The organism is Longimonas haloalkaliphila, from assembly GCF_055379825.1.
This window is the reverse complement of record NZ_AP043948.1, coordinates 2,290,885-2,316,498: the sequence shown is the minus strand read 5'-3', so window position 1 is coordinate 2,316,498 and position 25,614 is coordinate 2,290,885. Positions and strand designations below refer to the sequence as shown.

The following is a 25,614-nucleotide window of genomic DNA, read 5'->3' as shown; positions in this document are numbered from 1 at the left end:
AATTCGAAAAAAGAACCTGTACTGTGTCCGACGGTCCCCGTCGGGCGTTGCAAAGGGGATGTTGCGGGGTCTCCACAAAAAGAAGTCCCCATGCATCTCCACAGGGAAGCGCATGAGGGCCGCAGATTAGTTTTGCTGGGAAGCGAAGAGGAATGCCCGTCCGGTTACGCTTCGCAGGCGCGGCATTCGAGCAGTTCGCGCGAGAAGCTCTGCGCAGCGTTTACGCCGTTCTGGTAGTAGAGCGACTTAACGCCCTTGCGCCATGCCTCAATGTACAGCGCGTTGATGTCTTTCACCGCGGTAGATCCCGGATCAATCGCCAGGTTCAGCGACTGCGACTGGTCGATATGCTGCTGCCGACTGGCCGCCTGGTTGATGATCGTCATCTGTCCGATCTCGCTGAACGTCTTGAACACGTCTTTCTCGTGCTCCGACAGGATGTCGAGGTGCTGCACCGAGCCATCGCGCAGGGCAATCTTCTCCCACATATCGTCGGTATCAGCGCCCTTTTTGGCCAGTAACTCCTTCAGGTGCGGATTCTTGTATGTCACCTTCATCTTAGCCCGATCCTGCACAAAGTAGTTGCTCTTGATGGGCTCGATTGAGGGACTGACCTGCCCCAGAATGAAGCTGCTCGATTTCGTGGGCGCCACCGCCATGGTTGTGGTGTTGCGGCGTCCGTAGCCTTCGAGCACCTCCGGCTCGCCAAAGCGGTCGGCCAGCTCGCCCGAGGCGGCATACGAGCGTTCCTTGATGGTCTTGGCCACCTCGGCCCCGGTCATGTTGGCCTCGGTAGATTCGAAGGGAATCATGTTGTCTTGCAGGTACGAGTGCCAGCCCAGCATACCAATGCCAATGGCCCGGTGGCGCTCGGCAAACCGCACGGCGCGCTCCATGTGCTTAATACCGGAAGCGCGGTCGATAAACTCCTGCATCACCGCATCCAGAAAGAAGGTGAGCGTCTCCACCGCATCGGTCTCCTTCCACTCATCGTAGTGCAGCACATTCATCGACGAAAGGCAGCAGACGAAGCTCTCCTTGGCGTTGGAGGGCAACGCGATCTCGCTGCAGAGGTTACTCGCCTTTATCTCATAGCCCTTGTCTTTGTAGACCTGCGGCTTGCCGTTATTTACATTGTCCCGAAACAGGATGTACGGAATGCCCAGGTTCATGCGGGCCTCGATGACCTTGGCCCAGAGCGCGCGTTTCTCGGCATCGCCGTCGATCATCTGCTGCATCCAGTCGTCGCCCACGACCACGCCGTAGTACATGGTCTGGATGGTGTCGCCCTCGGTCTGGATGTTGAGCCACTCTTCAACGTCGGGGTGCTCAATATCGACATAGCCCGCAAAGTGGCCTCGGCGCGTTTCGCCCTGGCTTACCACGTTGATGATCTTGTCGAAGAGCTGTGCAAACGGATACGTACCGTTTGAGGTACCGTTGTTAGTGATTTCAGAGCCACGCGGGCGTACGTCGCCGAAGTAGCCGCTGGTACCACCCCCTACCTTGGTCATCATGCCAACCTCGGCATGCGTGTCAAGAATGGCTTCCATCGAGTCGCCGATGTAGGAGCCGAAGCAGCTGATAGGAAGGCCGCGGTCGAGCCCGAAATTGGCCCACACCGGTGACGCAAGCGAGTAGTACCCGCGGCTCATGTAATCAAAGAAGCGATCGCCAAACCCGTCAATACCAAGGATCTCCTCGGCCCGGTCGGCAATGTCGCGGACGCGCTCTTCAGGACTGGTGCCTTCAAGCAAGTACCCGCGCCGCAAGAACGTGCGCGAGTGATCGTTTAACCAGTCGAAGGAAGCGCGCTTGCGACGAACTTTTGTAGTTGGCATAGGCGGTTGTGATTTATCGGAATGGACAGATGGAAGATACGTAGAGGGATACGCGGCCATTGTGCTTGCTCAGAGCACATCATGCGCATCCTTCTGCCCCTACACGCTGAGGCAATGAAGCCGTAGGGGAGCGGTTCTGGGATGGGCCGCGTCCTAAAACAGATCGTCGCCGCTGACGCTCTGGGTCATTTTGGAATAGGTGGTACCGCGCTTCGAGAAGAAGTCGTTGCCTTTTGTGAGCAAGATTTCTTCGTAGAACCAGCGGGTTTCGGCGAGCAGGTCGCTGTCAACTTCAAACAGCGGGTCGACATCGACATGGTCGAGCGAGGCGTTGAACTTGTCGCGCAGAAAAGCATCGACCACGTTGCGCGGAAGGAAGTCAAGCTCACCCTCTTCAAAAATCCAGTCGAGCACCTTTTGCTCGGCCTGATAGGCGCGGCGGCAGGCCTCGGTGACCTGCGCGTCGAACTCGTTACCAAACCAGGTCGGATACTCTTCACGCATCACGTTGATAAGCTCTACGCCGAAAAGCCCGTGGATCTGCTCCTCTTTCGAGGTAGCTTCGACCGCATTGGCGACGCCTTTGAAGCGTTTCTCGTACTTGTCGAACGAGAGCATGATGAGGAACTGGCTGAACAGGCTCACATGCTCGATAAAGATGCTGAAGAGCAAGATAGAGAGCGCAAAATCGCGCTTGTCGGCGCTGTCGGCCGCCTCCAAGGTATCTTCGAGGTACGCGATGCGGTCGCGAAGGGCCGGAATGGTTTCGACGTCTTCGAAAGCCTCGTTCAGGCCAAGCAGCTCCAGCAGGTGTGAATACGCGTCGAGGTGGCGCACCTCCGACTCAGCGAACGTCATGCCTACCGCTCCCACCTCGGGCACCGGAAGACGCTTGTAGATATCGGCCCAGAAGGTTTTGACAGATACCTCAATCTGCGCGATGGCGAGCATGGTTTTGGTGATAACACTACGCTCCACATCGGTGCAGTTAACGTGGAAGTCTTGAATGTCACCCTCAAAGTTAAATTCGTCGTGCACCCAGTACGACTGACGAATGGCCGTTTTAAACTTGAGCAGGTGCGGGTACTGGTAGGGCTTGAGGTTGACGCGCTTCTGGAAAAGGGGCATATAGGCTCGGGGCAGGCAAGCTTATGAAAGGAACCGTTCAAGCAAGACCCTGCGCGCCAAAGCGTTGCGTAGGCAGCTACGCCCCCCGTGTGTCGCGCAGGCGATCCGCTTTGAGCAGGGTCAATCGGGGCTGAAGCAGTCTGAACTGGAAACCTGACTGACGGAGCGGTTTGCGCGGCATGTAGGATGGTTAGCGTGACCACGAACCCCAGGACGCGTGGGGAGTCGGGTGTTTTGCAGCGTTGGATAACGGCACTACGTGTAAACAGCCGACGTGTTGTTTGGTCGCTCGTGCACGCGGGCATTCGGACTGTAACCGCTGCGCGACAGTGCCGGAGTTGCACCGGCTTCCCCCGTAGGTGCTTTTGCCGAGCATGCAGCGTATCGGCAAATTCCTTCCGCGCCACGACAGCGCGGCCGTGCAGAGCACATATGTGTTTGAGCGTGGCATACTATGTACGAGATGCGCGGGAGAGTGTCAAGCAACAATCTCGTAGGAACGACGCCGGAAGCGCTCCCAATTCAGCCCCACCTACGGCAGGGGCCGTGTAAGCCTACCCGCCCCTCTTTTCTCTTTCAAGCTTGTCACGTTTGCACGAGAATGCACCGGGTACGGGCCGCATGCCGCGCCGTTTGCACGCGTCTCGGTGGACAGGCCGCTACGGGATGAGCTGTATCTGTTCGCTGATGCGGTTTGGCTCAATCTCATCGGGGTCTTGTGGACGGGCCTGCACGTAGTAGGCTTCTTCGAGGTAGGGCTCCACAAAAAGATCGAAGTGCACCGGATCAAAGGGATGCGCGCGCTGCCCGCCGGGATAGACGACATGTGCCTCCGGGCGATCGCCCGAAAAGTCGACGACAGCCCGCTGGCTCGCGGTGTGCGACACGCGCAGTCCGGGCGCCTGCAACAGCGTCGACGCAAAGCCCGGGAACGGATGTGGCCCGCGTCCGAGCGAGGCAAACGGCCCTGCTGGCAAGAGATGGGCAATCTCAAGCTGATGATGGTCGCCCCATCGCCACGCCTCGGGGTCCCACGTGTATCGCGCAGCCAGCGTATCGGCAGTCGCATCGAGGGCCAGGCCCATCAGCTCCAGACCGGTTTCGGTGGTATCGGTGTCAACACGGTTGAACCATGGCGCTTCCGGATCGTGCTCAAGCAGGTCGAGGAGCACTGCGTCTTGCGGACGCCGCGCTTCGCTGAAGACGGGCTCGTCCCACATCATGTCGCGCAGCACCCGTAGGAACGTATGCATCACAAGCGGCTCGTGGCGGTCGGTCGTGGCGTGGCCTTCCCACCTAAGCAGCCAACGGCGCACTGCGGTGCCTCGCTTGGTGAGCCGAGCGGGTTCCACCGCCTCGATAAACGGCGCAAAGGCCTCACGCTCTTGCACGTAGACATCCACCTGGTACGCCTTCATGTCGTTCAGACTGTGTTGCTCGCGTGCATCGAGCAGCGTCTTCAGACGCATAGAGCGGTAGCCGTCGCGCCAGTCGTGTCCTGCGTAGTGCGGGTACGACGGGCCAACCGGCACCTGATTAGCGGATCCCAGTACCCCCCGCTCTGGATTGTGCACATGCGGCATCTCATCGTGCGGCACCCACCCGGTCCACGCGTGGGCATCGGTGCTTCCGTCCAGGATGCTCTTACCGGTGCCGGAGGCTCGCATGGGGAGTGCACCGGACATCCGCATCCCGATATTTCCCTCCGTATCTGCCATCGCAATGTTCTGCATGGGCGCATGCCAGTCCGCAAGCGCGCTGTCGAGCACAGCCACTGACGTGGCGCGGTTCATCTGCCAGAGCGCATGCAGCGTCCGATTGGGATGATGCGCCACCCACTGCAGCGCAACTGCCTGCGTATCGGCCACCGACTGCGGCGTGTCCGGCAGCAGCGGTCCCCACCGGCTGATGCGTAGCGTATCCAGCACAGGCGTGGTGCCCTGCATGTAGAGGGTATCGACCTGCAGCTCAAGGTCGTGCCACGTCCCATCGTAGCGGTACTGCGTGCGGTCGTCGTTCACCGTAAGCGCGTAGTGATCGACGACGTCGGCCCCTGCGTTCGTGAGCGCCCAGCCCACATGATCGTTTACGCCCTGCACGATGACCGGCGCCCCCGGTATCGTAAGTCCCGACACGTCTGTCGTGGGCGTATGCAGATGCACCTCGTACCAGATCGACGGCACCGACACGCCCAGGTGCATGTCATTCGCCAGCAGCGCCCCGCCTGTGCTGCTACGCGCAGGCGCCACGGCCCAATTGTTCGACCCCTTCCCGAAGCGATAGCCTTCCAGCGCCGTGTCTTGCAATTGGTGATGCGCGGCGTAATGGGCCTCCAGAATAGCCTGCACCGGACCCGGTGGCGCTACGCTCGCCGGTTGTAAGGGTTCGTGTTGCAAGGTTTCATGATGCGAGGCCTCGGCAGCGCCCTCCGGAAACATGGATGCGTACAGTCTGGATGGGTGGTCAGGGTAGAGCGTCGCGTAGTCTTCCGGGGAAAGCGCTTGCTGCAGCGCATGATAGACCGGTGCGTCGCTGCGGTACGTGAGGTCGTAGGTCATGAACTGAAGCAGGCGCGGACCGTCAATTGGAGCTCGCAGCGCGGGCTCGGCGTTGAGCAGGCGGTACTCCAGCGGCCACTCGCGCGCAGGCAGTGCCTCGATGTAAGCATTAGCTCCTTCTGTGTACCAGCGCAGCGCATCCCACTCGGTGCCCCCCTCCTCTTCGATCCGCCTGATGTTGGCCTGTGCCCCCCACTCCATCCCGGTAGCTCGCAGAAATCGGTCGCTGTTAGCCATCGACGGGCCAAGCAGTTCGGAAAGGCGCCCCTGCGCCACACGCGAGGTGAAGTCCATCTGGAAGAGGCGATCACGCGCAACGACATACCCCATTGCGATGGTGGCATCGCGGTCGCTCTGCGCGTAGAGATGCGGCACACCGCGTTCGTCGCGCACCATCGTAACGGGCTCGTTGAGCGCATCGAGCTGCAGCGTCTGCGACGTAGCATTCAGTTCAGCCGTTCGGGCCGCATGCCAGAGCCCGTCAGCCGGATCCACGAAACGCTCCAGCGGTGGCAGTCCGCCCCAGCTAAACGTGAGCGCGATGTATAGTCCGGCAAGAGCGGCGAGGGCGCCGCCAGCTCGCAGCGCAGTACGAATCGATCGGCTCATGAAAGCGAGGGGGTCTCCGGGGGCGTCGTTGAAGATACCGAGGCCCCGTTTTGCGGGATCACCTCCGTGTCCTCGTCCTCGTGGGCGCGCACGCGCTGCATCAGATTATCGGTGGCGTTGGCGTAGTCGCGTGCGCCACGCGAGTGGGGATCGGTGTCGAAGACCGTTTCGCCGTCGTCGTACGCCTCGGTGAGTGAGGTGCTTGTTCGTATAACCGTGTCGAGTACCCGGCGAGCATACTTCTTGCGCATATAGCTCCGGTACGCACCGTGTAAGCGCTTGCGGCCGTCGACCTGTGTAAATAGAAACATGGGGGCGTGCAGGTTCGGATTGAGCCGCTTACGCACCATCGACACGGTCTGGAACGTTTGCTCGGCGCCTACGACCGACTGGTACTCCGGAAGCACAGGAATCACCGCATACTGGCTGGCCACAAGGGCATTCAGGCTGTATACGGTAACTGCCGCAGCCGTATCGAAGAGCACCGCATCGTAGGGCGCGCTGTCGACATTGCGTTCAATGGCCTCGCGAATCCACAGCACATCGGTTGGCTTGTTAAGCTCGCGCATCTCACGCGTAAGCCGGTTCGACGACGGTAGCAGGTCGAATCCGCTCATCGAAACGGTTTCGCATTCCCACAGGTTGGCATCAGGATCAAACAGCGAAAGCGCTGTTTCGGGGCTTTCATCGGGATCCGCCCCCATCGTGCGGGTCAGAAATCCCTGAGGGTCCAGGTCAACCACCAGGGTACGCACCCCCGATAGCCCGAGTGCAGCCGCCACGTGGATCGTCGTGGTGGTTTTTCCAGTGCCGCCTTTGTGATTACAAATTGTAAATACGCGCATGAGCGTCGTTTTCTCTCCAAAAGACTGCTCTTAAAGTAGGTGGACGCTCTTCGCCTGTCAAATGATTTTGCGTTTTTGTTGATACAATCTGTCGAAAGCCACATCATTTTCGCTTCGTGATGCCCTCACGTACGCTGTTTTCCACACGCCCTTGCCGGCGCACGCCATCAGCCATTAATCGCCTACCCCCTTTCTGGTTTTCCTTGCCTCTATGCCGTATTCTCCGGTCTCGCCTCTTTCTTCCCCCCGCGCAGAGGCCTCTCCCGGTCAATCCCGCGCAGCACGCTATGGCGCGGCACTGCTTACGGGCGGGCTATGGGCCGTAGCGCTGGGGTATGGGGCCTGGCCGGTCGCGTGGGTTGCGTTTCTGCCGCTGTGGCTGACGTACTTCGTGATGCCTGTGCCTGTGCCGACTGTACTGAGAGACACCGCAGGTCCTGCACTCGTTGCTCACGCTGTCGCCTATTTGATAGCTTACCCGTGGCTCGCTGCGCACGCAACCCCTGCAGGCACGCAGGCAGGCGTTGCGGCCTGGGTGCTGCTGAGCTTGCTGTATAGCCTGCCGCTCGTCGGTGGCGGACTGCACGCGCAGCGCCACCGCTGCTGGCGCGGACTGCTGCTGTGGGGAGGCGGATGGATCCTCGTGGATCTTCTCATGCAGTATGGGCCGTGGGCGTTTCCGTGGGTACTCGGTGCACACGCGCTTGTCGACAGCCCCGGAACGGCATTTCTCATCCGGCTCGGAGGCCCTGTTTTCCTTACTTTTCTTCTTGCAGGTATGCACGTTCTGCTGGCTGCCGTTTTTGTGCATGTCATGCGTTTTCCTCATTTAAGCGCTCGCCTGAGCCATGACGTAGAAGGGCGTAACGACGTGTGGGTTCGTATAGCAGGTGCGGTGACGGGCGGAGCTGCGCTGCTCATTGTTGCGATTATCGCGACGCTTTCGGCTGCTTCTGATACGTCCTCGCCAGTCTCCGCCCCCCGAAGCGCCCCTACCGCGTGGGTGGTACAGCCCGCTATGCCACCAACCACCTGGAGCGATGCACGTGCCTCTTCGCGCCGGGAAGCACTGATGCACCAGACCACGACCGCTCTGGACACTGCGTCGACACGTCCGGACCTGGTCGTGTGGCCCGAAACGGCACTCCACGCCGCCGACACCCTTGGCTTACAACAGAACGTAACGGCCTGGCAAGTGCCCTTGCTTGCCGGTGCCGTGCTGTCTGCAGGTGAGCGCGGACTGCACACCAACGCGGCGCTGCTCCTACGCCCCGAAGGTCCCGCGCAGCGCTATGACAAACGACACCTCGTTCCGCTGGTCGAGTTTGTACCGGGCTCTACCGTGTGGCGCGGGTTGCAACGTTTTCAGCTTGCCGAAGACATGTCGCGCGCCTACCGCCCAGGGACTGGCTTGCACCCCGTAACAGCTGATACCGACACGTTTATACCGCTCATCTGCTTTGAGAGCCTGTTTAGCAACTACGTTGCCACTGCGGGGCCCACTTTGCACGAGGCTACTGGAATGATCACGCTAGCACAGACAGATTGGTGGAGCCGTGCACAGCCCGCCCGGCAGCATGTGCACTACTCACGGCTCCGTGCTATCGAGACCGGCCGTCCCCTGCTTATCGCATCGGTGGGGGGCCCTTCGACCCTGGTGTACCCGTCCGGAGAAGCCGAGGAGCTGATTGCCTACGGCACGTCGGGCGTCGCTACAGTGCAGTGGCCCCACGCGCAGCCCTCCGGGGCGCACATGCGCATGGCACCGTACACCGACATTGCATGGACCGTCGTAGGCATTCTTCTCGTATACGCTATTACACGCCGTATTCCATAGCTTTTGCCCCGTCCTTGTTTGCTCATGCCGCCCCTGTTCACACTGCGCACGCCTCTGATCCTTGCCTCGCAGTCTCCACGCCGGCGTGCGCTCTTGAAGCAGGTTGAACTCCCCTTTGAAGCCACGGTGAGTCCTGCCGAAGAGCAGATCCCCGACGGGACTACCCCGCAGCAGGCTGTGCGCGCCATAGCCCACCAGAAGGCAACGCCCGTAGCCGAGGCCCACCCAGAGGCGCTTACACTCGCTGCCGATACGGTGGTCGTGTTTGAGAGCGAGATTCTCGGCAAGCCCGGCAGTCCCGAAGACGCTCACGCTATGCTGCGCCGCCTGCAGGGGCGCCGCCACCACGTGCTCACGGGCATGGCACTCCACCACCCTCCCACCACACGCCGTGTAGCCACCGTAACACAGACCACGGTGCATATGGCTGCGCTATCTGACGATGAGATCGACGCGTACGTGCGCTCCGGTTCGCCGATGGACAAAGCCGGAAGCTACGGCATCCAGGATGCTATTGCGCCGTTTTTTGTGCACCGCCTGCAGGGCGACTATTACAACGTGATGGGCTTGCCGCTGCGGACGCTGTATGCCACGCTTCGCTCCACTTTTGCTGACCTAATAGACAACGCATGAAAACGACAACCGCTGCCCTCGATTCTGTCCAGGTTCTGCTCTTGCAAGCCCGCACCTCTGCTCAAATGGAGCTGCAGGAGCGCCAGTGCTTCATGGAGCGCACCACGCTACGCCCTGACCAGATGACCTCGGTGAGCGTACTGCGCGATCCGCTTGCGCCCCGATACCTCAACGAGGTCGATGTTGTATTTATCGGCGGAGCCGGGGAGTATTCGGCCAAGGACGATCATCCCTGGATGGAAGACCTGCTGCGCCTGATTCACCAGATGGCGGAGCGTCAGATTCCGCTGTTCGGGTCGTGTTGGGGCCACCAGGTCATTGCCCGCGCGCTGGGCGGACGCGTGGTCCACGATTCGGACCGCTCCGAGCTGGGGTCCGGTATGGTTTCGCTTACCGATCACGGCGCAAACGACCCGCTCTTTGGCACGCTACCCGATACGTTTACGGCAAACATGGGCCATCACGACCGGGTCGCTGAGCTGCCTGAAGATGCCGTAGAGCTTGCACGCAACGACCAGCCGAACCAGGCCTTCCGCATGAAAGACTGGCCCTGCTACGGCACGCAGTTTCACAGCGAGCTTGACGCGCAGCGCGAGCGCGAGCGTCTCATTGAGTACCGCGACTACTACCGCGAGGACCTCCCCAACGAGAAAGATTTTGAGGCGGTGCTTAATAACCTCGTCGAAACGTCTGAAGTAGACGATCTGCTGCATCGGTTCCTGCTTGCGTACGCCGTGTAGTGATATGCCGTGTAATGTACGCCGTATAGCGCTACCCTGCACGACGCACTGAGCGCCCCCCCGTTGCGCATATCGTTTTGGGGATGAGTCGTCATAGCATCCGAAACAGCATCTATTTCTGGGTGCACGCGGCAGCGGTGCGCCTGCACGACCGGGTGCTCCTTGGCGGCCAGCGCTTCTGATGCATGGCTATGGCGCGCCGTGCCAGCATATGCATACGCTTCCCTCTGCCCCGCGCTGCGGCTACGTAACACCCCGATGCGCGTTGCGTACAGTCTACCCGCTAATGCACTTCCAATCCACGTAATTTGCGCAGAGCTGTGGAAACGACGGCTCGCCTCGCGTGTGGATGTCATTACAACCATACTATCTCCAATAGGTACGCGCTCATGATGCTTCGTGTATCACAAGGACTTGCGCTGCTGCTTGCAGCTACACTTCTCGCGACCGGACTCACCGGGTGCAGCGGTGAGGATAACCGCATTGATGACCTATCAGACGCCTCGTTTGAACTGGTTGATCATAACGGCGACACAGTCGTCTTTCCCGATGACTTCGCCGGAAAGGCTATGATGGTGGGCTATGTGTATACGCAATGCCCCGACATCTGCCCGCTCGTTACCGTAAACATGAAGCAGGTGCACGACAAGTTGGATGCGCCTGACGATGTGGCGTTCGTGACGATCACGTTCGACCCGCAGCGCGATACGCCAGAGCGCCTGCGCGACTATCGCGACGCCTACGGGCTCGACACCACCGACTGGTCATTCCTGACTGGCGACCGCGATACCATTCTTGCTCTGATGGATCGCGTAGGAGTGCGCGTAGAGCTTTCGCGCGGCACCTACGACGATGACGACTACCTGATCGACCACACTGACCAGATCTCACTCATCGACGCGGAGGGGCGCGTGCTCTTCCACTACGGTGGCAGCATGACCCCGGTTGAGATCTTCGCAGAAGATCTGGAGACGATTCGTCCCACTTCGTAAATCCACCACCACATATGCTTGCTTACACACGCTTTCTGGGAGCCGCTGTGCTCTGTATTGCGCTGATGCTTGGCGGATGCGGGGCCGAGGCGCCCAACGACACCGCTTCGCCTGCCGAGGACGACGCATCCTCAGCCCCCTTGACCGTGTCGGATGCGTGGGTGCGTCCGGTTGCTGAGGGGGGCGTCACGGCCCTGTATGCTACGCTGCACCACCGCGAGGCGACGCCCGACACGCTCCTGCGCATTGAAGCGCCGTTTTCGGACCGCGCCGAGATCCACGAAACCGTAGAGCGCGACGACGGCACCATGGGCATGGATGAGCTTGAGCAGGGACTTCCCATCTCTCCTTCGTCTGAGACGCAGCTACAGCCTGGGGGACTACACGGTATGCTCTACGCCGCAAACCGCACGCTGTCGGTTGGCGATACGGTTGAGGTGACGCTCCACTTTGCCGAAGGTGCCTCTCAGACCGTGCAGGCCTCGGTGCGCAACACGCCCCCACCCCACCAGGCTCCGTAGTGTTGCGGGGACCCTGTCTCCTCTTTGGTAGTGGATAGACGCTAAATGATAAAGCGATTGAATGCAGCAGCTCTTTCTTCTTTGAACCCCCTCTCCCTACGGGTTTCTCCCCCTTGGCCAAGGGGGAGATGTCGGTAGACAGAGGGGGTTTGAGCAGGTTGCGATGATGTAAACCACAGGCAATCATTTAACATTGAACCGCTACCTCCTCTTTTTGCTCACGCCGTCGTTCTTGTTCACATGGAGTGGCTCGTTACTGGATTGGTCTTTGGCGCGCTGGGGAGCCTGCACTGCGTAGGCATGTGTGGACCGCTTGTGCTGGCCGTGCCCGGTGCGCGTGCGCCCTGGCGCTTCTGGATGGGGCGTGGTATCTACCACACCGGGCGCACCCTTTCGTACATGACTATGGGCGGCCTCATCGGGGCGCTTGGCTGGGCCGTAGCCCTACAGGGCTATCAGGGCTGGCTCTCGCTTATCATTGGCGTGCTGATGCTCAGCGCTGTGTTGATTCGTCCGATACGCGCCCGCCTGAAAGCGTTAGAAGCTACGCCTGCCCGCCTGATGAGCAAGCTTCGGGGTCCGCTGCAGTCGCTCCTGCGCAGTCCCGGCTCGGGCAACATGTTCGCGCTCGGCGTGCTAAACGGACTGCTACCGTGCGGATTCTCGTATGCGGCTATTGCGACGGCGCTGGCGGCTGGTTCGATGATCGATAGCATGCTGTTTATGGCCGCCTTCGGACTGGCTACGTTTCCTGCGCTGCTCGCAGTGCAGTGGATGGGGCGCCGCGCTCCTTCATCGTGGCGGGCTACCCTGCTGAAATTGGCCCCCTACGGCATCGCGATCGTGGGCATCCTCCTCATCCTGCGCGGACTCTCGCTTGGCACGTTCATGAGCCCTGAGCTGCGTGAGGCTGTCTTCTCACCGGAGATGTGCCGTTTCATACCGCTGGTTGAGCCGCCCGAAGTGCAGCCGTAGCGGATTGACGTACAGCAATCTTCTCTCTTTCCTCCTACGCCCTCAACCTGACATGCCCCTCATGAACCATTCGATGCATTCTTTTGGCATCGCATACAGCATTGTGCTTCTGGTTGCGCTCCTGCTTTTTGGCGGAGTTCTCCTTACCGGATGCAGCGGCTCGTCGGACGATGCGCTTCCGGCTCCCGAGGGCGCAGAGGTCTACAGCGACGTGCGCGGCGAATTTCAGGCACCGGCCACCGGCGGGCGCGACATGATCGTGCATCACGACACGATCCCCGACTTCATGGATCCGATGCTCATGACGCTTCCGATTGACCGTCCGGGGTCGCTCGATACGCTCGACACCGGTACGCCCATTGTGTTCGATCTGCACGTAAGCGGGAGCAACTTACAGGCCCGCAACATCCGCGTGCTGCCCGACACCGCAACGCTCGACCTGCCGAATCCGCGCCCGAACGGAGCCAACGAGGCCCCGTGACTTCGCTCTGGTCGTCCTCTGTCGGTTCTTGCGTCGGTTCTTGCACCGGGATTGGATTACAAGATTAAACGTGGATGCTGCCTGTGCTATCAGATCGCCGGGCTGTAAAAATACCATCCGAGGCCAACGGTGAACGCGAGCATCCCCCAGAGCACGTGCTCGATGGTCACAGCCAGCGTCGACTCCGAGTGCGCGTACGTACGCGCAAACCAGAGACCGATGAGTCCTGTTAGCAGCGGCGCTGCCCAGTTAGCAAACACAATGTGGGCAACGCCAAACGCGGTGCCGCTTGCCGCGATCTTTGTACGCACGTTCCGGAAAAGCGGGTCGTACCGGTGAAAGAGAAAGGTACGAAAGATCAGCTCTTGCGGGTACACCGAGAGCAACGGATACGTAAGCATCAAGAGCAGCCAGGTACGGGTGTGCTCGCGCGGAAAGGACCAGAGCAGCTCCGGGTACCACCATGCGAACACGGCGATCATGCCCACTGTGCCCAGCGCAAAAACGGCAAGCATCGACCGCAGATGCTTTGAAAGCGACGATGCGTTCCACATCCGCCTCCGCTCGAACGCCGGGTCGACCCAGAGGGCTACGACACAGCCGGCAGCGAGCACAGCCAGGACCAGCACGATGCGCCCGCTTAGCGCGTAGCGCTGCGTGTAGAGCAACAACGGGAGTCCGGCAAAGAGTACCAGAAACTCGATAGCAAGATAGAGACGGTATGGCCACGAAGCCGACTCAGAAGACGGCTGCCCTCCTGAAGACGCCGTATGTACGTCTGTTGACGTGTGCGTTGGTTGCATTGCTTCATCTCGTTCGGTTGGTGCATGAGAGAGTGATCGGCTCGCACCTTCTACGACGTAGCAAGCATCGCCGAGCAGACTGATTTAGCCTGTGGATTCGTACTCACTACTGTGGTTATGTTACTGCGGTTGTTGCTATTGATGCTGCAGCAGCAATAGACGCAACATTCCTTTCATAGACCCTCAACTTCTGGAGTATTTCTCCCCCAAACACCGGAGCGCTCTACACTTCATGGACTTAACGCAGGCTTAGAACCTGTTTTGATTTCTTAATTTGGGCTCCGAGCGGCGGCGCTGGACTGGGGCCGAAAGTCATGCCCCTGGTGCAAATTGCCCCCGATGTCGGCCCGTAGCCCCGGCTACGAATCTCCATCGTGGTCCAATTTTCGCCTCAGCGGCGCTCGCTCTCGCCTGCAAACCAAAACCCAAACAGGCTCTTACGGGCGTATCGTTGAGGATGTCATTGCGAGGAGCCGAGGAGCGCATCCCCGCAGCGCCTTGCAACCGTTTGTCCGCACACAACGCGAAGCGGCTCCCTGTGCGCAGAAGACACAGGGAGCCGCTTCGGCAGTCTTCATAACGTGGAGCGACGGCGTCTGGCAATGCTCGGAGACGGGTCGCTCAGGCCGTGTTGGGTTTGTGGGTTAAGCCGTGACCGACTCGGGGATGTCAACGAACGTAAGCCAGTCGTGGGGGTCATTTCCTCCCTCCACAATATCAAAGAACGCATCTTGCAGCTCCTTTGTAATCGGACCGCGCGACCCTGAGCCAACAGTGTAGTGATCGACGCTACGAATCGGCGTAACTTCTGCGGCAGTGCCGGTGAAGAAGAGTTCGTCGGCGATGTATAGCGCTTCGCGCGGAATGGTCTTCTCCTCAACCGAGTAGCCCCGCTCGCGTGCCAGTTGGATGATAGCATCGCGGGTAATACCCGGCAGAATCGATAGCCCTACAGGCGCCGTGTAGAGTTTGCCATCCTTAACAATAAACAGGTTCTCGCCGCTGCCTTCGGCAAGATACCCATTCGTACTCAGCATGATGCCTTCCGTCATGCCGTTTTTAACTGCATCCATCTTTACCAGGGAGGCATTCAGGTAGTTGCCCCCCGCCTTGGCCATCGCAGGCAGCGTGTTCGGCGCCATGCGGTTCCAGCTTGCCACTTCTACGTCGACGCCCTTTTCCAGTGCTTCTTCGCCGAGGTACTTGCCCCACTCCCACACAGCGACAATCGTCTCTACGCTGTTCTCAAGCGGGTTGACCCCCATCGGTCCCATGCCCCGAAAGACCACCGGGCGGATGTAGCATTCCGGCAACCCGCTCCGCTCCACCGTATCTATGACCGCCTGGTTCAGCGCATCAAGGTCGTACGGGACCTCCATACGGTGGATCTTCGCCGAGTTCTCCAGCCGTTTCATATGCTCGTCCAGCCGAAATATGGCCGACCCTTGCTCGGTCTCGTAGCAGCGGATGCCTTCAAATACGGACGAACCGTAGTGGACGACGTGCGAAAGCACATGGATTTGTGCCTCTTCGTAAGGCACAAACGATCCATTGAACCAGATATCGTAACTCATGGAAGCAGGGGTATGTAAAGCATGCAAAAGATGATAGGTCTCAGGTTGCAAAACGCTACCTTTTGTCTAACAGCCATCGTTTAACAGCCGTTATTTAACAACAGCGCATCTCTTGAAAGGGCTAGCTGTATGGGCAACTAAGAATAGCGAGCCGAACGCACAGAGCTCAGAGGCACAGAGCCTCCTCATTGCCATGTAGCGGTATGGTCTCGTAGCAGCATGCCCTCAAGGCGCTATACCCTCAAAACAAAACGCCTCTGATTCGGACAGGAGCGTTTGGGACTGTCGGGGGTAGCACCGAAAGAAGCAACTTAAGACAACATAGAAACGGCATAAAGCGCCCGAAAGTTCAGGGAGCTTCAGCGTATTCAGTTTGAATACTGGAAGCGCTTTCGTGCACGTGGGGCACCATGTGGGGCGACCGGACGGCATACCGGGCGATCGTCCACAGAATCTTGGCACTCGCCCGTACCGTCCCCGACACGGTGCCGGTGATTTTCGACACCCCGACGCGGCGCCGGTACGACACCGGCACCTCACGGATACGAAGCCCCGCTTCGGCTGCCTTGATCTGCATCTCGATGGTCCACCCGAACGTACGATCGCGCATGTTCAGGCGCTGCAGCGCGTCGTAGCGAATCGCCCGAAAGGGACCAAGGTCGGTGTAGCGCACGCCCCAGATCCATCGCATAAGCGTACACGCAAGTCGATTCCCAATCTGTGCCTGCGGGAGCAAAGCACCCGGCTCGGACTCGCCCCGCATGCGCGAACCGATCACAAAGTCGGTCTCTCCGCTACAAATGGGATCGACCAGTCGCGGGAGCTCGTCGGGATGATCGCTGTAGTCGCCATCCAGAAATACAACTATGTCCGGGTCCTGGTGGGATGCGTATGCCAGTCCACGCAGGCAGGCGGCACCGTATCCTTGCTCCGACTCGCGCACAACCGTAGCCCCTGCCGCCCGGGCATTGCGCTCGGTTGCATCGGTCGAGGCGTTGTTAACCACTACAACCTCATCTACGCGATGCGCAGGCAGGTCATCAATGACCTGCCCGATCGCTTTCGCCTCGTTGAATGCAGGGATGATGACAAGCGTTTTCATGTACGACACAATAGAATCCTACCAGTGGAAGCGGAAAGCGCAACAGGCACCCACAGGAGTACACCGGTCGCGAAACGCGGGTACGCGCACTCCGAGACGAGGTCTGCAAGCCTACGGGGCAGATCTACGTGTCAGCAAGGCAGTGTGCCGTTACGGTTCATTCGGCAGCGCGTAAAACCACGCCCTCCGAGACCCAACCCCTGTGCTACTGAAAATCGTCCATGTCAAAGTCATCATCGTCGAAGTCGTCCTCATCGAATCCGCCGTTGCCGAACGACGAGAGCATCGACCCCATAATATCGCTGTATGCTTGTCCATCATCGCTCATCTCTTTGCCAATGAGCGAGTTCTGATGCAGCGCCTCAAGCACCATCTCCATCATGACCATGCGCTGCGCTTCAGAGCCGGGCGACGTTTCGTCGTCGACCACCTCCTGCAAGCCCTCAACGGCCTTGAGACGTGACCGATACTCGTTATCCGACAGGTCCTGGTTGAGGCGTACGCTGTTGTTTTTTGTGAACCAGGCCAGCACATCGGCATAGCGCTCACGCTCCCCACCTTTGTCGGCCGGATCCGGGAAGTACTGCGTAAACACAGTGCGGATGGCGCGCCCGATAAGCGTATAGGCAACGTTCTCTGCCCCCTCTTGCTCACCCTCGTAGACAAGCTCAACCTTGCCGGTGATGGCGGGTGCCAGGTGGAGCAGATCGCTCACCCGCACGCTCGTTGTGTCTTCACCGTTGATCAGCGAGCGGCGTTCAGCAGCGGAGATCAACAGCTCCATAGCGGCGCGCGTCACCCGCACAGAGACCCCGGACTTCTGGTCGATGTATTCGCTGTTGCGCGCCTCAAAAGCAATTTGCTCCACGATCTCGCGAAAGACATACGGAATGGAGACGTCGACCGGCATCGCTCGATCGCCGTCGGATCGGTCTTGCCAGGCCTCCTGGTCGGTGATCGCCATGCCCACGTCCACCGTCTTCGGGTAGTGGGTGATAATCTGACTGTCGATGCGGTCTTTAAGCGGCGTAATCAGATTCCCGCGGCTGGTGTAGTCTTCGGGGTTGGCCGAAAACACCAGCATCACGTCGAGCGGGAAGCGTACGTTGAACCCCCGAATCTGAATGTCCTGCTCTTCCATAATGTTGAGCAGTCCCACCTGGATGCGCGGCTGTAGGTCGGGCAGTTCGTTGATCGCGAAGATGCCCCGGTTCGTGCGCGGGATGATGCCAAAGTGAATGATCTCTTCATCCGCATAGGTGAGGCGCAGGTTGGCTGCCTTAATCGGGTCGATATCGCCAATGAGATCAGCGATCGTGGTATCGGGCGTCGCCAGCTTCTCACCGTAGCGCGCCGAGCGCGGCAGCCAGTCGATGGGAGCCTCGTCGCCGTATTCCTCTACCAGTTCTCGCCCCTGCTTCGTGAGCGGATCGTACGGATGCTCGTTCAGCGGCGTGTCTTTCAGGACAGGGGTCCACTCGTTCAGCAGACGGGGCAGCATGCGCACAATACGACTCTTCGCCTGCCCACGCAGTCCGAGCAATATGATGTCGTGCTTGCTCAGAATTGCGTTCTGAAGCTGCGGGATGACGGTGCGGTCGTATCCGATCACACCGGGAAAGATCTTTTCGCCGGTCTGGAGCTTGCGCATCAGGTTCGCACGCATCTCTTCTTTGACGGTGCGCTGCGTGTATCCAGACGCACGAAGTCCGCCAAGTGTACTGATGTCAGGATGAGCCGTGTCAGGGTGTATCATAAAGCGAGAACAAGACAGATAAGCGTGCAGGAGTATGCTGCACACTGGCACGCCCGGTGTTTTGGGCTGTTCCTCTTACGGCAGCCCCCTGGCCTCCCGTGTCGCCGTATATACAGGCCAGCACGCAACTTCGCGATTATGTTACGCAACGTGCGCATCCCCATGCGGTATGTTGATGCTGCAATGCGCCATTCCTCCTTCATCCACTTACAGAATGTTTATGCATACTTCTCCTTTCTACCAGCACCTGTATACGTTCGGGGCTATGCTGCTGCTGAGCGCGCTCGTAGCTGTTGGATCGGCAGACGCCCAGCGCGCCTCCGGCAGTATTGGACTGGGCGGGCAGATCGGGTCGCCCAGTGGGGTCACCGTCAAGCTCTATAATGCAGGCGGCCCTTCGTATGACTTTCTTGCGGCCTGGGACCTGAATGAGTTCTTCTTCCTGAATGCGCATGCTCAGTTCAACCAGGCGATTCAGGCCCAGAATGTATCCGGCCTCGAGTGGTTCTTTGGGCCCGGCGCTTACATCGGGGTCCGCGATGAAGACGCTGTTCTTGGCATGAGCGGTCGCATCGGACTGAACTGGATGGCGAACAATCACGTCGAGTTCTTCGGGCATCTTACGCCGCGCATTGATCTGATTCCAAGCACCAGCGGCGATATCGGGGGCGGGCTTGGACTTCGATACTACTTTTAGAGCCTCTCTTTTTAGCGCTCCTTTTCAGCACTGCCCCGGCACTACGACACACGTCCTAACGTTTGTCCGTCTCGGTAGTCGGCTCAAAGACGGTGTTCAGGCGGATGCGTCACGCATCCGCCTGAACGATGTAATGGCGCGACCGCGAGCGCCTCTTTCTGTTCATTTCCCTCCTGGGCGCCGCTCTGCTCTGGCGCGTTCCCTGTGGCGCGTTGCGAGTTATGCTGGACACCCTGCCTTGTATCCATTACTATAGGGGGTGCATTCTTTTTTGCTGTTGATGCTCCCTCCCCTATGGAATCATCGCCTACGACTTCTGCAGAAAGCGCTTCCGAATCTGCGACGCCGCATGGCAGTCCCCGCTGGATCTTTATCGGAGTGGCGCTACTGCTCATCGCCGGTGCGGTGGGGCTCAGCGGACGGGCACCAGAGGTGAACGGCCACTTTGGCATCTGGTCACTGCTTCCGCCCCTGGTCGCCATTGTACTGGCGTTCTACACGCGCGAGGTGGTGAGTGCCCTCTTTCTGGGCGTTGCCGTAGGCGGCGTTGTAGCAGGCGAGCTTAACATCGTACAGGAGTTTCTCATCCCGGCGATCGGCACGCAGGACTTCGCGCTGATTCTGCTTGTCTACCTGTGGGCGCTGGGCGGACTTATCGGACTCTGGACCCGCACCGGCGGCGCTCTGCGCTTTGCACGCTGGGCGAGCGGACTCATCGTGCGCGGCCCTCGCTCGGCGAAGTTCTTTACCTGGATCATGGGACTGGTCTTCCACCAGGGCGGCACGGTAAGCACTGTACTCACCGGCGCTACGGTGCGCCCGATCAGCGACGAGCACAACGTATCTCACGAAGAGCTCTCGTATATGGTGGATTCGACCGCCTCGCCCGCGGCTACGCTCATCCCGTTTAACGTGTGGCCCATCTACGTGGGCGGACTCGTAGCAGGCACGATCCCCCTGCTTGAGACCTCGCAGCAGGGCATCGCGTTTTTCTTCTCGTCGCTCCCCTACAACTTCTACGCGATCTTCGCGGTGATCATCACGCTGCTCTTTGCGTGGGAGAAGCTGCCGTTCGTACCGGGCAAGCAGATGCGCGCCGCGATGGACCGGGCCCGCAGCACGGGCAAACTCGACCGCGAGGGCGCCAATCCCCTCGCCGCCAAAGACCTTACCGAGATGAAAGTACCCGAGACCTATCGTCCGGGACTCACGGACTTCTTCGGTCCCATCGGGGTGCTGCTGAGCGTCGCGATTATTCCGTACATGGTCACCTACTTCTACCTGGGCCGCACCGACGACCCGACGCTGCTCATCGCCGAAGCCTTTGTGCTGGCGGCGCTGGTCGGCATGATCGTCGCGCTCGCGAAGGGCATGGAACTGCAGGACGCGATCGACGGCTTTGTGGATGGCTGCCGGGGCGTTACCATCGGCGCGATTATTCTCGCACTGGCGGTCACACTTAAAGAGGTCGCTGATGCGGTGGGCACCGCCGACTACGTGGTGGCTGCGCTGGGCGATGTGCTCTTACCGGCCACCTTACCCGCGCTGCTGATGGGCCTCTGCCTGCTGATCGCGTTCTCGACGGGCACTTCGTGGGGCACGTACGCGGTGGTTTTCCCGGTTGCAATGCCCTTGGCGTGGGCTGTGGCCCCCGAGCCGTTCTTCATCACGCTCTGCTTCGGTGCCGTGGTCGGCGGAAGCGTCTTTGGCGATCAGTGCTCCCCGATTTCGGATACGACGATCCTCTCCTCGCTTGCCACCGGCACCGACCTGATGGATCACGTCTACACCCAGTTTCCGCTGGCTATCATGGCGGGACTCCTGGCTGCGGCGGCCTACACGGGGCTGGCCTTCTTTGCGGTGTGAGGTGGAAGTGGAGACGTGTTGTCTGCATCGAAAACAGACCACCATCTGCTCGATCTGCAATATGTGGTGGTTTCGGTCTGATGCGTTCAAAAAGTCGCTCCCCGTTAGGTAGGGACACGGCGCGCCGTGTCCCTACTCCGGTTGCAATGAAAAGAGGCGCACAAGGGGTTGCGCCTTGTATCCAGTGAATCTGCATGACGCACAAAAAGAAAAGCCGCCTCCCTGAAGTAGGAGGCGGCTTTTCAAGGATAGCAACACCTGCATTGGCAGGCATCAGTTTGGCTATCTTGTTTACTCTACGATGAGATCAGACTCCAGCGCGAGGTGCAGCTGATACGTGCCTTGGAACTGCGTGACAGCACCTTGAAAGGTAACTTCGCCTCCAGGAATAGGCTCTCCTTCATACTCGGAGCTATTATTTCCTTCAAGACGCAACACACTGGTTGCCGTGCCGTCATCGATGTCGTAGTTTCCAGCAGCACCACCAGCCTGAAACTCGGCATCTCCATCAGGATCAATGGTGAAGTTTTCAACCCGCACCAGCTGATGAATGTAGTCTTCTGGGTTGCTGTTGAGCTCATTTAGCGTGATAGTAGGCACATTAGGCAATTCGTTGCCTGAAGATACCACCTCAATACCGAACGCGTCATCATCAATACGAATCTGACGTTGCTCATTGAAGGTGTCCATACGACCATCTATACGGATTTCGTCACCAATCGCAAGGTCCCCTGCATCAAGCTGGTCGTTGAATCCGTCGAAGTCAAAAAGCAGAAGACCCGCTGTATCATCTTGAATGAACAGGTATCGGCCCTTCGCACGGGTCAGAGTGCCTCCAATGGTAACCTCTGCATCGTCGTCAAGGGCACGCGCCTCCGCGATCGAGATAAGGCCAGCATTGATGCCAATGTTACCCTGCGAAACGACCGCGCTCAGGTTCGCTAGGCTTTCGTGGATGTTGATGTAGCCGTTGAAATCGGTGAGCGTATCGTATGATTCAGGCACGATTTTGCTGCTACGCGAGGCTGGATCAGTCCCGTCAATCGGGCCCAGGTAGAACGCAATGTCGCCGCTCTCTGAAGCGGTGTTGTTGTGAATGTGCGCTGGGTGCGACACGTTGGCTCCTGTTTCACCATCAGTGTCCATGTCGAGCGTAACGAGCGTGAGATCGCTGGTCAGCTCAAGGAACGTGGCAGTAGCTGGAATACCGTCGGGGGCTACGCTTCCGTCGTTGGCATTGGCCGCCAAGTCGTAGTCAGTCGTACGCGGCGACTCGATAAAGTCAAGTCCTTCCCGCGCGGTGCCGAATGCATTCGCACCGATATTACCTTGTGAAACAACGTTACCCAGCTCAGCTACACTCTCGTGGATGTTGATATACCCATCAAAGTTAACCAGCTCGTCGAACGGCACGTCGATCACGCGAGCGCTGGAAGCGCCTTCATCCGAGCCGTCGATCGGCGTCAGGTAGAATGCAATGTCGCCACCATCTTCAGCGCTATTGTTGTGGATGTGCGCAGGATGCGATACGCTCGCACCAGTGGCGCCGTCGGTCAGCTCCAGCGTGACGATCGTCTGCGTGTCGCCATAACGCCAGAACGTAGCGGTACCGTTCACACCGTCAGAGATTGCACCGTTGTTTGACTGGGCAGCGAGGTCGTACGAAATGGCATCCGCGTTATCTCGTACGATGCTCGGCGGCAGCAGTACGCCGTCGATTACGTGAAAAACGTTTGCGAAGTTATCGGTGAACTTGTCGAGTGCATCTTGATCGAGGATGGCTTGACCACCGTTGAAGACGATGTCATCACCATCTCGCACAATCGTCAGGTCTTCTCCCTGTTCTGTCGAGACTGTGATTTCTCCATCACCATCTTCCAGAAGGCTACCGAGCTGATCCGAGTCAATCAGACCGTTTTCTTCGTCGAAGATCACATGGTATTGAAGCGCACTGGCAAGCTCCTCATCGGTCAGATCCAGCTCGGCGTCAGCAATCGCATCCTGAATGTTGCGCGGCGCGAAGAGCGTTGCATTCTCCAACCCACCAATATCTTCGCCAGCTCCGACGGACAGTGCTGCAGCAGCCAGCTGGTTCGTTGCACGAGTCAGTCCAAGCCGTTCAGGCAGCGAACGATTCTCAAGCAACAGCCCGTCAATAATGTGAATCACGCCGTTATCAGCTGTAAGGTCTGTCGTACTGACGGGTGCACCGTTTATACGCACCGACCCGTCGTCATCAATTGAGACGTTAAGCTGGGCATCTGGGTCTGCCGCGGCGCGAAGAGGCGTTATTGTCTGTCCATCGGAAAGATCACCAGCCAGCACCTCGCCATCTGTGACGTGATATGCAACAATGCCTCCGAAGAAATCCTCAACATCATCGACTAAGGGACTATCCCCGACGTCGCTGAGGTCGATGATTTCTTGGAAGGCTGTGTTGCTCGGCGCGAACACAGTGATCGTTACCTCAGGATCGGCTACCTGATTGGTGAGGCCGAAGTCCGCCAGCGCTGCACTGAGACCTGACAGGTCTTCCTCGCTGTCAATGATATCTATCAGCAGCGTAGGCTCCGTCCCCGTTGTCGTCATCGCCATTTCCTGGTGGTTCCGGAGAAACCGGATCGTCGCTGTCGCAAGCGGCAAGCGATAGCACAAGCGCCATCGCAAGCAGGTAAACGGCCATACGTGAGCCGCGTAACATCGTGTTCAACATGGGTCGTTGGTTGATTTATGAAACGGTTGTTCAGAGGTTGTATTGATCTTCCTGCGCATGCGCTCTATCGCGCTGAACGGACACGTAGATGTTTCAAGTTGTCTGTTTATGCGCTACATTGTAGAACATAGGGCATTCGATCCGAGGATGCAATGGAAGCGCTTCAAAACACTTCACGATGATGGAAAGAATGAACCAGGGGTAACGCACTCAAGACTGTAAAATAGACACGCATCCTGCAAAAAAACAGCCTTGCATAACATGAAATGATTATCATTACGAAGGCATCACCATAAAAAGGCATTGCCATAAAGATGCCCACGCAGCCAGAATCTCGTCCGGCACGCAGGCATGCTTGCAGCGGCTCTATCGTTTACTCTCACACGTCAAGGTGAGAAAGGGCAGTGGATAGACGCTACGTGATCAAGCAATTGGCCATCGGAGTCTCCTATCAGTCGAACGAACCCCCTCTCCCTTATTCCGCTTCGCTCCATCAGTCGCCCTGCGGGCTTGTGTCGGGTTTCTCCCCTTGTCCAAGGGGGAGATGTCCACAGGATCACGCCTGCGGCGAAGCTCGGCAGACAGAGGGGGGCAGCGAACTGTGATGAAGTGACCTACATGGCAACCACTTAGAGCCTGTTTTGGATTCACACTTAGCTAACAAAGAGGGGCCCAACGAACCGGGAGCCTGCCTCGTTTTCGGAATGAATCACTACACTCATTCTCCAAACGAACGGCCGGTTGCCCATGCGCCAGAAGCACTACGACTCCGACCTGACAGACTCCCAATGGAAGGCTATTCGGTTCTACTTTCCCCAACGTAAGCGTCGCCACGACCTGCGCCGCGACATCATTGACGCGATGCTCTACGTCCTCAAAACGGGGTGCCAGTGGCGAATGTTGCCTGGGGACTTTGCCCCATGGCAGACGGTGTACTACTACCTCCGCACGTGGCGCGAGAACGGGCGCTTGCAAGCGGTGCTCAGTGCCGTTCGGCGCACCGCGCGGCGGCAGGCCGGTCGGCCTGGGGAGCCAAGCGTGCTCTTGGTGGATTGCCAGTCGGTCTCGACCTCGCGGGCCGGAGGTATTGCCGGGTTTGACGCCTACAAACGGGTCTATGGGCGAAAACGGCACGTTGCCGTAGACACCGAAGGTCTGCTCTGGTCGGTGATCGTGCATGCGGCCAATGACCATGAAACGCAGTGGCTGATGCATGTGCTTCGCCCGGTGGCCTGGCACACCAATCGCGTGGAGACCGTCTACGCCGATAGCGCCTATCAGGGCGATATCCAACAGACGGTGCACGAGCAAACGGGATGGACCCTTGAGGTCGTTGAACCGCCTGAGGACCGGCGCGGCTTTGCGGTCGAACCGAAGCGGTGGATTGTAGAGCGGACGTTCGGTTGGTTCGGCGGATGGCGCCGACTGACGCGGGACTACGAGCACCACACCCAGACCAGCAAAATGATGATTCGGCTTGCGATGCTGAAAATCGCCCTCAATCGGCTCTGCTAAAAATCAAAACAGGCTCTTACCATTGAACCGCTATACGTCCCACGTCAAAATGTCTTCTTCCGACTTCTCTTTCGTCTCCCACTCCTCTGCATCTTCGGGCGGGTCTTTCTTTTCAGTGATGTTGTAGCCCATCTCTCGCCACTGGTTGGCGAGGTACTCATTCCATTGGATATAGTGCACGTACTCCTCGGGAAGCTCGTCGTCGGGGTAGATGGCTTCGGTCGGGCACACGGGCACGCAAGCGTTGCAGTCGATGCACTCCTCCGGCTGAATGGCCAAAAAGTTCGGGCCTTCGTAGAAGCAGTCGACCGGACAGACCTCGACGCAATCGGTGTACTTGCAGTTGATGCAGGGCTCGGTAACGACGTACGGCATGAAACGCGAGATAAAGGGAGATTCGACGGTTGATTCGGATGCGTGTTAGTCAG

Annotated in this window: 20 protein-coding genes and 1 riboswitch; of the genes, 10 read left to right on the top strand and 10 right to left on the bottom strand. The window is 58.9% G+C overall.

The features are described 5' to 3' along the window. Positions 1 to 164 precede the first annotated feature (164 nt). The 4 genes from ACZ48V_RS09055 to ACZ48V_RS09040 form a co-directional block, all read right to left on the bottom strand. Positions 165 to 1,841, bottom strand: coding sequence for a ribonucleoside-diphosphate reductase subunit alpha (locus tag ACZ48V_RS09055; protein WP_464538433.1), 1,677 nt, complete (start codon positions 1,839 to 1,841; stop codon positions 165 to 167). A 153-nt stretch (positions 1,842 to 1,994) separates the two neighbouring features. Further along, entirely contained in the window at positions 1,995 to 2,969 is a 975-nt protein-coding gene (locus tag ACZ48V_RS09050) for a ribonucleotide-diphosphate reductase subunit beta (protein WP_464538432.1), read from the bottom strand. A gap of 291 nt (positions 2,970 to 3,260) precedes the next feature. Further along, positions 3,261 to 3,340: riboswitch (adenosylcobalamin-variant (AdoCbl-variant) riboswitch) on the bottom strand. Between the two features lie 288 nt (positions 3,341 to 3,628). Next, positions 3,629 to 6,136, bottom strand: coding sequence for a penicillin acylase family protein (locus tag ACZ48V_RS09045; protein ID WP_464538431.1), 2,508 nt, complete (start codon positions 6,134 to 6,136; stop codon positions 3,629 to 3,631). After that, positions 6,133 to 6,981: a ParA family protein gene (locus ACZ48V_RS09040; protein WP_464538430.1), complete on the bottom strand. Its 849-nt coding sequence runs from the start codon at positions 6,979 to 6,981 to the stop codon at positions 6,133 to 6,135. The genes ACZ48V_RS09045 and ACZ48V_RS09040 overlap by 4 nt, the downstream gene beginning before the upstream one ends. Before the next feature lie 211 nt (positions 6,982 to 7,192). Between ACZ48V_RS09040 and lnt the strand changes: the two genes are divergently transcribed. The 7 genes from lnt to ACZ48V_RS09005 all read left to right on the top strand — a co-directional run bounded on the left by lnt (position 7,193) and on the right by ACZ48V_RS09005 (position 13,160). Beyond that, positions 7,193 to 8,818, top strand: coding sequence for an apolipoprotein N-acyltransferase (gene lnt, locus ACZ48V_RS09035; RefSeq protein ID WP_464538429.1), 1,626 nt, complete (start codon positions 7,193 to 7,195; stop codon positions 8,816 to 8,818). Between the two features lie 24 nt (positions 8,819 to 8,842). Continuing rightward, positions 8,843 to 9,451: a Maf family protein gene (locus ACZ48V_RS09030; protein WP_464538428.1), complete on the top strand. Its 609-nt coding sequence runs from the start codon at positions 8,843 to 8,845 to the stop codon at positions 9,449 to 9,451. Further along, a complete protein-coding gene (locus ACZ48V_RS09025; RefSeq protein ID WP_464538427.1) occupies positions 9,448 to 10,191 on the top strand; it encodes a type 1 glutamine amidotransferase in 744 nt (247 codons plus the stop codon). Before ACZ48V_RS09030 ends, ACZ48V_RS09025 begins: the two co-directional genes overlap by 4 nt. 389 nt (positions 10,192 to 10,580) lie before the next feature. Next, positions 10,581 to 11,183 (top strand): SCO family protein, encoded by a 603-nt coding sequence (locus ACZ48V_RS09020; protein WP_464538426.1) that lies wholly within the window; start codon positions 10,581 to 10,583, stop codon positions 11,181 to 11,183. A 14-nt stretch (positions 11,184 to 11,197) separates the two neighbouring features. Further along, entirely contained in the window at positions 11,198 to 11,704 is a 507-nt protein-coding gene (locus ACZ48V_RS09015) for a copper chaperone PCu(A)C (RefSeq protein ID WP_464538425.1), read from the top strand. 240 nt (positions 11,705 to 11,944) lie between these two features. After that, on the top strand, positions 11,945 to 12,679 hold the full coding sequence (locus tag ACZ48V_RS09010; protein ID WP_464538424.1) for a sulfite exporter TauE/SafE family protein: 735 nt from the start codon (positions 11,945 to 11,947) through the stop codon (positions 12,677 to 12,679). Positions 12,680 to 12,740: 61 nt separating this feature from the next. Continuing rightward, positions 12,741 to 13,160, top strand: coding sequence for a hypothetical protein (locus tag ACZ48V_RS09005; protein WP_464538423.1), 420 nt, complete (start codon positions 12,741 to 12,743; stop codon positions 13,158 to 13,160). Between the two features lie 89 nt (positions 13,161 to 13,249). On the opposite strand, the gene ACZ48V_RS09000 is transcribed toward ACZ48V_RS09005, so the two are convergent. The 4 genes from ACZ48V_RS09000 to ACZ48V_RS08985 all read right to left on the bottom strand — a co-directional run bounded on the left by ACZ48V_RS09000 (position 13,250) and on the right by ACZ48V_RS08985 (position 18,395). Further along, positions 13,250 to 13,963 (bottom strand): CPBP family intramembrane glutamic endopeptidase, encoded by a 714-nt coding sequence (locus tag ACZ48V_RS09000; RefSeq protein WP_464538422.1) that lies wholly within the window; start codon positions 13,961 to 13,963, stop codon positions 13,250 to 13,252. Positions 13,964 to 14,607: 644 nt separating this feature from the next. Then, positions 14,608 to 15,537 carry a branched-chain amino acid transaminase gene (locus ACZ48V_RS08995; protein ID WP_464538421.1) on the bottom strand — a complete coding sequence of 310 codons (930 nt, stop codon included), beginning with the start codon at positions 15,535 to 15,537 and terminating at the stop codon, positions 14,608 to 14,610. 349 nt (positions 15,538 to 15,886) lie between these two features. Then, positions 15,887 to 16,639: a glycosyltransferase family 2 protein gene (locus tag ACZ48V_RS08990; RefSeq protein ID WP_464538420.1), complete on the bottom strand. Its 753-nt coding sequence runs from the start codon at positions 16,637 to 16,639 to the stop codon at positions 15,887 to 15,889. A 205-nt stretch (positions 16,640 to 16,844) separates the two neighbouring features. Beyond that, on the bottom strand, positions 16,845 to 18,395 hold the full coding sequence (locus ACZ48V_RS08985; RefSeq protein WP_464538419.1) for a magnesium chelatase: 1,551 nt from the start codon (positions 18,393 to 18,395) through the stop codon (positions 16,845 to 16,847). Between the two features lie 220 nt (positions 18,396 to 18,615). On the opposite strand from ACZ48V_RS08985, the gene ACZ48V_RS08980 reads away from it, so the two are divergent. Continuing rightward, entirely contained in the window at positions 18,616 to 19,092 is a 477-nt protein-coding gene (locus ACZ48V_RS08980; protein ID WP_464538418.1) for a hypothetical protein, read from the top strand. A gap of 294 nt (positions 19,093 to 19,386) precedes the next feature. Next, positions 19,387 to 20,958, top strand: coding sequence for a Na+/H+ antiporter NhaC family protein (locus ACZ48V_RS08975; RefSeq protein WP_464538417.1), 1,572 nt, complete (start codon positions 19,387 to 19,389; stop codon positions 20,956 to 20,958). A gap of 291 nt (positions 20,959 to 21,249) precedes the next feature. Here ACZ48V_RS08975 and ACZ48V_RS08970 read toward each other — a convergent pair whose 3' ends face one another. Beyond that, entirely contained in the window at positions 21,250 to 23,547 is a 2,298-nt protein-coding gene (locus tag ACZ48V_RS08970) for a fasciclin domain-containing protein (RefSeq protein WP_464538416.1), read from the bottom strand. 871 nt (positions 23,548 to 24,418) lie between these two features. Between ACZ48V_RS08970 and ACZ48V_RS08965 the strand changes: the two genes are divergently transcribed. After that, a complete protein-coding gene (locus ACZ48V_RS08965; protein ID WP_464538415.1) occupies positions 24,419 to 25,186 on the top strand; it encodes an IS5 family transposase in 768 nt (255 codons plus the stop codon). 30 nt (positions 25,187 to 25,216) lie between these two features. On the opposite strand, the gene fdxA is transcribed toward ACZ48V_RS08965, so the two are convergent. Further along, positions 25,217 to 25,561: a ferredoxin FdxA gene (gene fdxA / locus ACZ48V_RS08960; RefSeq protein WP_353563840.1), complete on the bottom strand. Its 345-nt coding sequence runs from the start codon at positions 25,559 to 25,561 to the stop codon at positions 25,217 to 25,219. Between the last annotated feature and the right edge of the window lie 53 nt (positions 25,562 to 25,614).

Coding starts and splice junctions, on each gene's coding strand:
- ACZ48V_RS09025 (WP_464538427.1), top strand. CDS start 9,448: ATGAAAACGACAACCGCTGCCCTCGATTCTGTCCAGGTTCTGCTCTTG.
- ACZ48V_RS08970 (WP_464538416.1), bottom strand. CDS start 23,547: ATGACGACAACGGGGACGGAGCCTACGCTGCTGATAGATATCATTGAC.
- ACZ48V_RS09050 (WP_464538432.1), bottom strand. CDS start 2,969: ATGCCCCTTTTCCAGAAGCGCGTCAACCTCAAGCCCTACCAGTACCCG.
- ACZ48V_RS09005 (WP_464538423.1), top strand. CDS start 12,741: ATGAACCATTCGATGCATTCTTTTGGCATCGCATACAGCATTGTGCTT.
- ACZ48V_RS09010 (WP_464538424.1), top strand. CDS start 11,945: ATGGAGTGGCTCGTTACTGGATTGGTCTTTGGCGCGCTGGGGAGCCTG.
- ACZ48V_RS09030 (WP_464538428.1), top strand. CDS start 8,843: ATGCCGCCCCTGTTCACACTGCGCACGCCTCTGATCCTTGCCTCGCAG.
- ACZ48V_RS09040 (WP_464538430.1), bottom strand. CDS start 6,981: ATGCGCGTATTTACAATTTGTAATCACAAAGGCGGCACTGGAAAAACC.
- lnt (WP_464538429.1), top strand. CDS start 7,193: ATGCCGTATTCTCCGGTCTCGCCTCTTTCTTCCCCCCGCGCAGAGGCC.
- ACZ48V_RS08980 (WP_464538418.1), top strand. CDS start 18,616: ATGCATACTTCTCCTTTCTACCAGCACCTGTATACGTTCGGGGCTATG.
- ACZ48V_RS08995 (WP_464538421.1), bottom strand. CDS start 15,537: ATGAGTTACGATATCTGGTTCAATGGATCGTTTGTGCCTTACGAAGAG.
- ACZ48V_RS08975 (WP_464538417.1), top strand. CDS start 19,387: ATGGAATCATCGCCTACGACTTCTGCAGAAAGCGCTTCCGAATCTGCG.
- ACZ48V_RS08985 (WP_464538419.1), bottom strand. CDS start 18,395: ATGATACACCCTGACACGGCTCATCCTGACATCAGTACACTTGGCGGA.
- ACZ48V_RS09045 (WP_464538431.1), bottom strand. CDS start 6,136: ATGAGCCGATCGATTCGTACTGCGCTGCGAGCTGGCGGCGCCCTCGCC.
- ACZ48V_RS09015 (WP_464538425.1), top strand. CDS start 11,198: ATGCTTGCTTACACACGCTTTCTGGGAGCCGCTGTGCTCTGTATTGCG.
- ACZ48V_RS08990 (WP_464538420.1), bottom strand. CDS start 16,639: ATGAAAACGCTTGTCATCATCCCTGCATTCAACGAGGCGAAAGCGATC.
- ACZ48V_RS09055 (WP_464538433.1), bottom strand. CDS start 1,841: ATGCCAACTACAAAAGTTCGTCGCAAGCGCGCTTCCTTCGACTGGTTA.
- ACZ48V_RS09000 (WP_464538422.1), bottom strand. CDS start 13,963: ATGCAACCAACGCACACGTCAACAGACGTACATACGGCGTCTTCAGGA.
- fdxA (WP_353563840.1), bottom strand. CDS start 25,561: ATGCCGTACGTCGTTACCGAGCCCTGCATCAACTGCAAGTACACCGAT.
- ACZ48V_RS09020 (WP_464538426.1), top strand. CDS start 10,581: ATGATGCTTCGTGTATCACAAGGACTTGCGCTGCTGCTTGCAGCTACA.
- ACZ48V_RS08965 (WP_464538415.1), top strand. CDS start 24,419: ATGCGCCAGAAGCACTACGACTCCGACCTGACAGACTCCCAATGGAAG.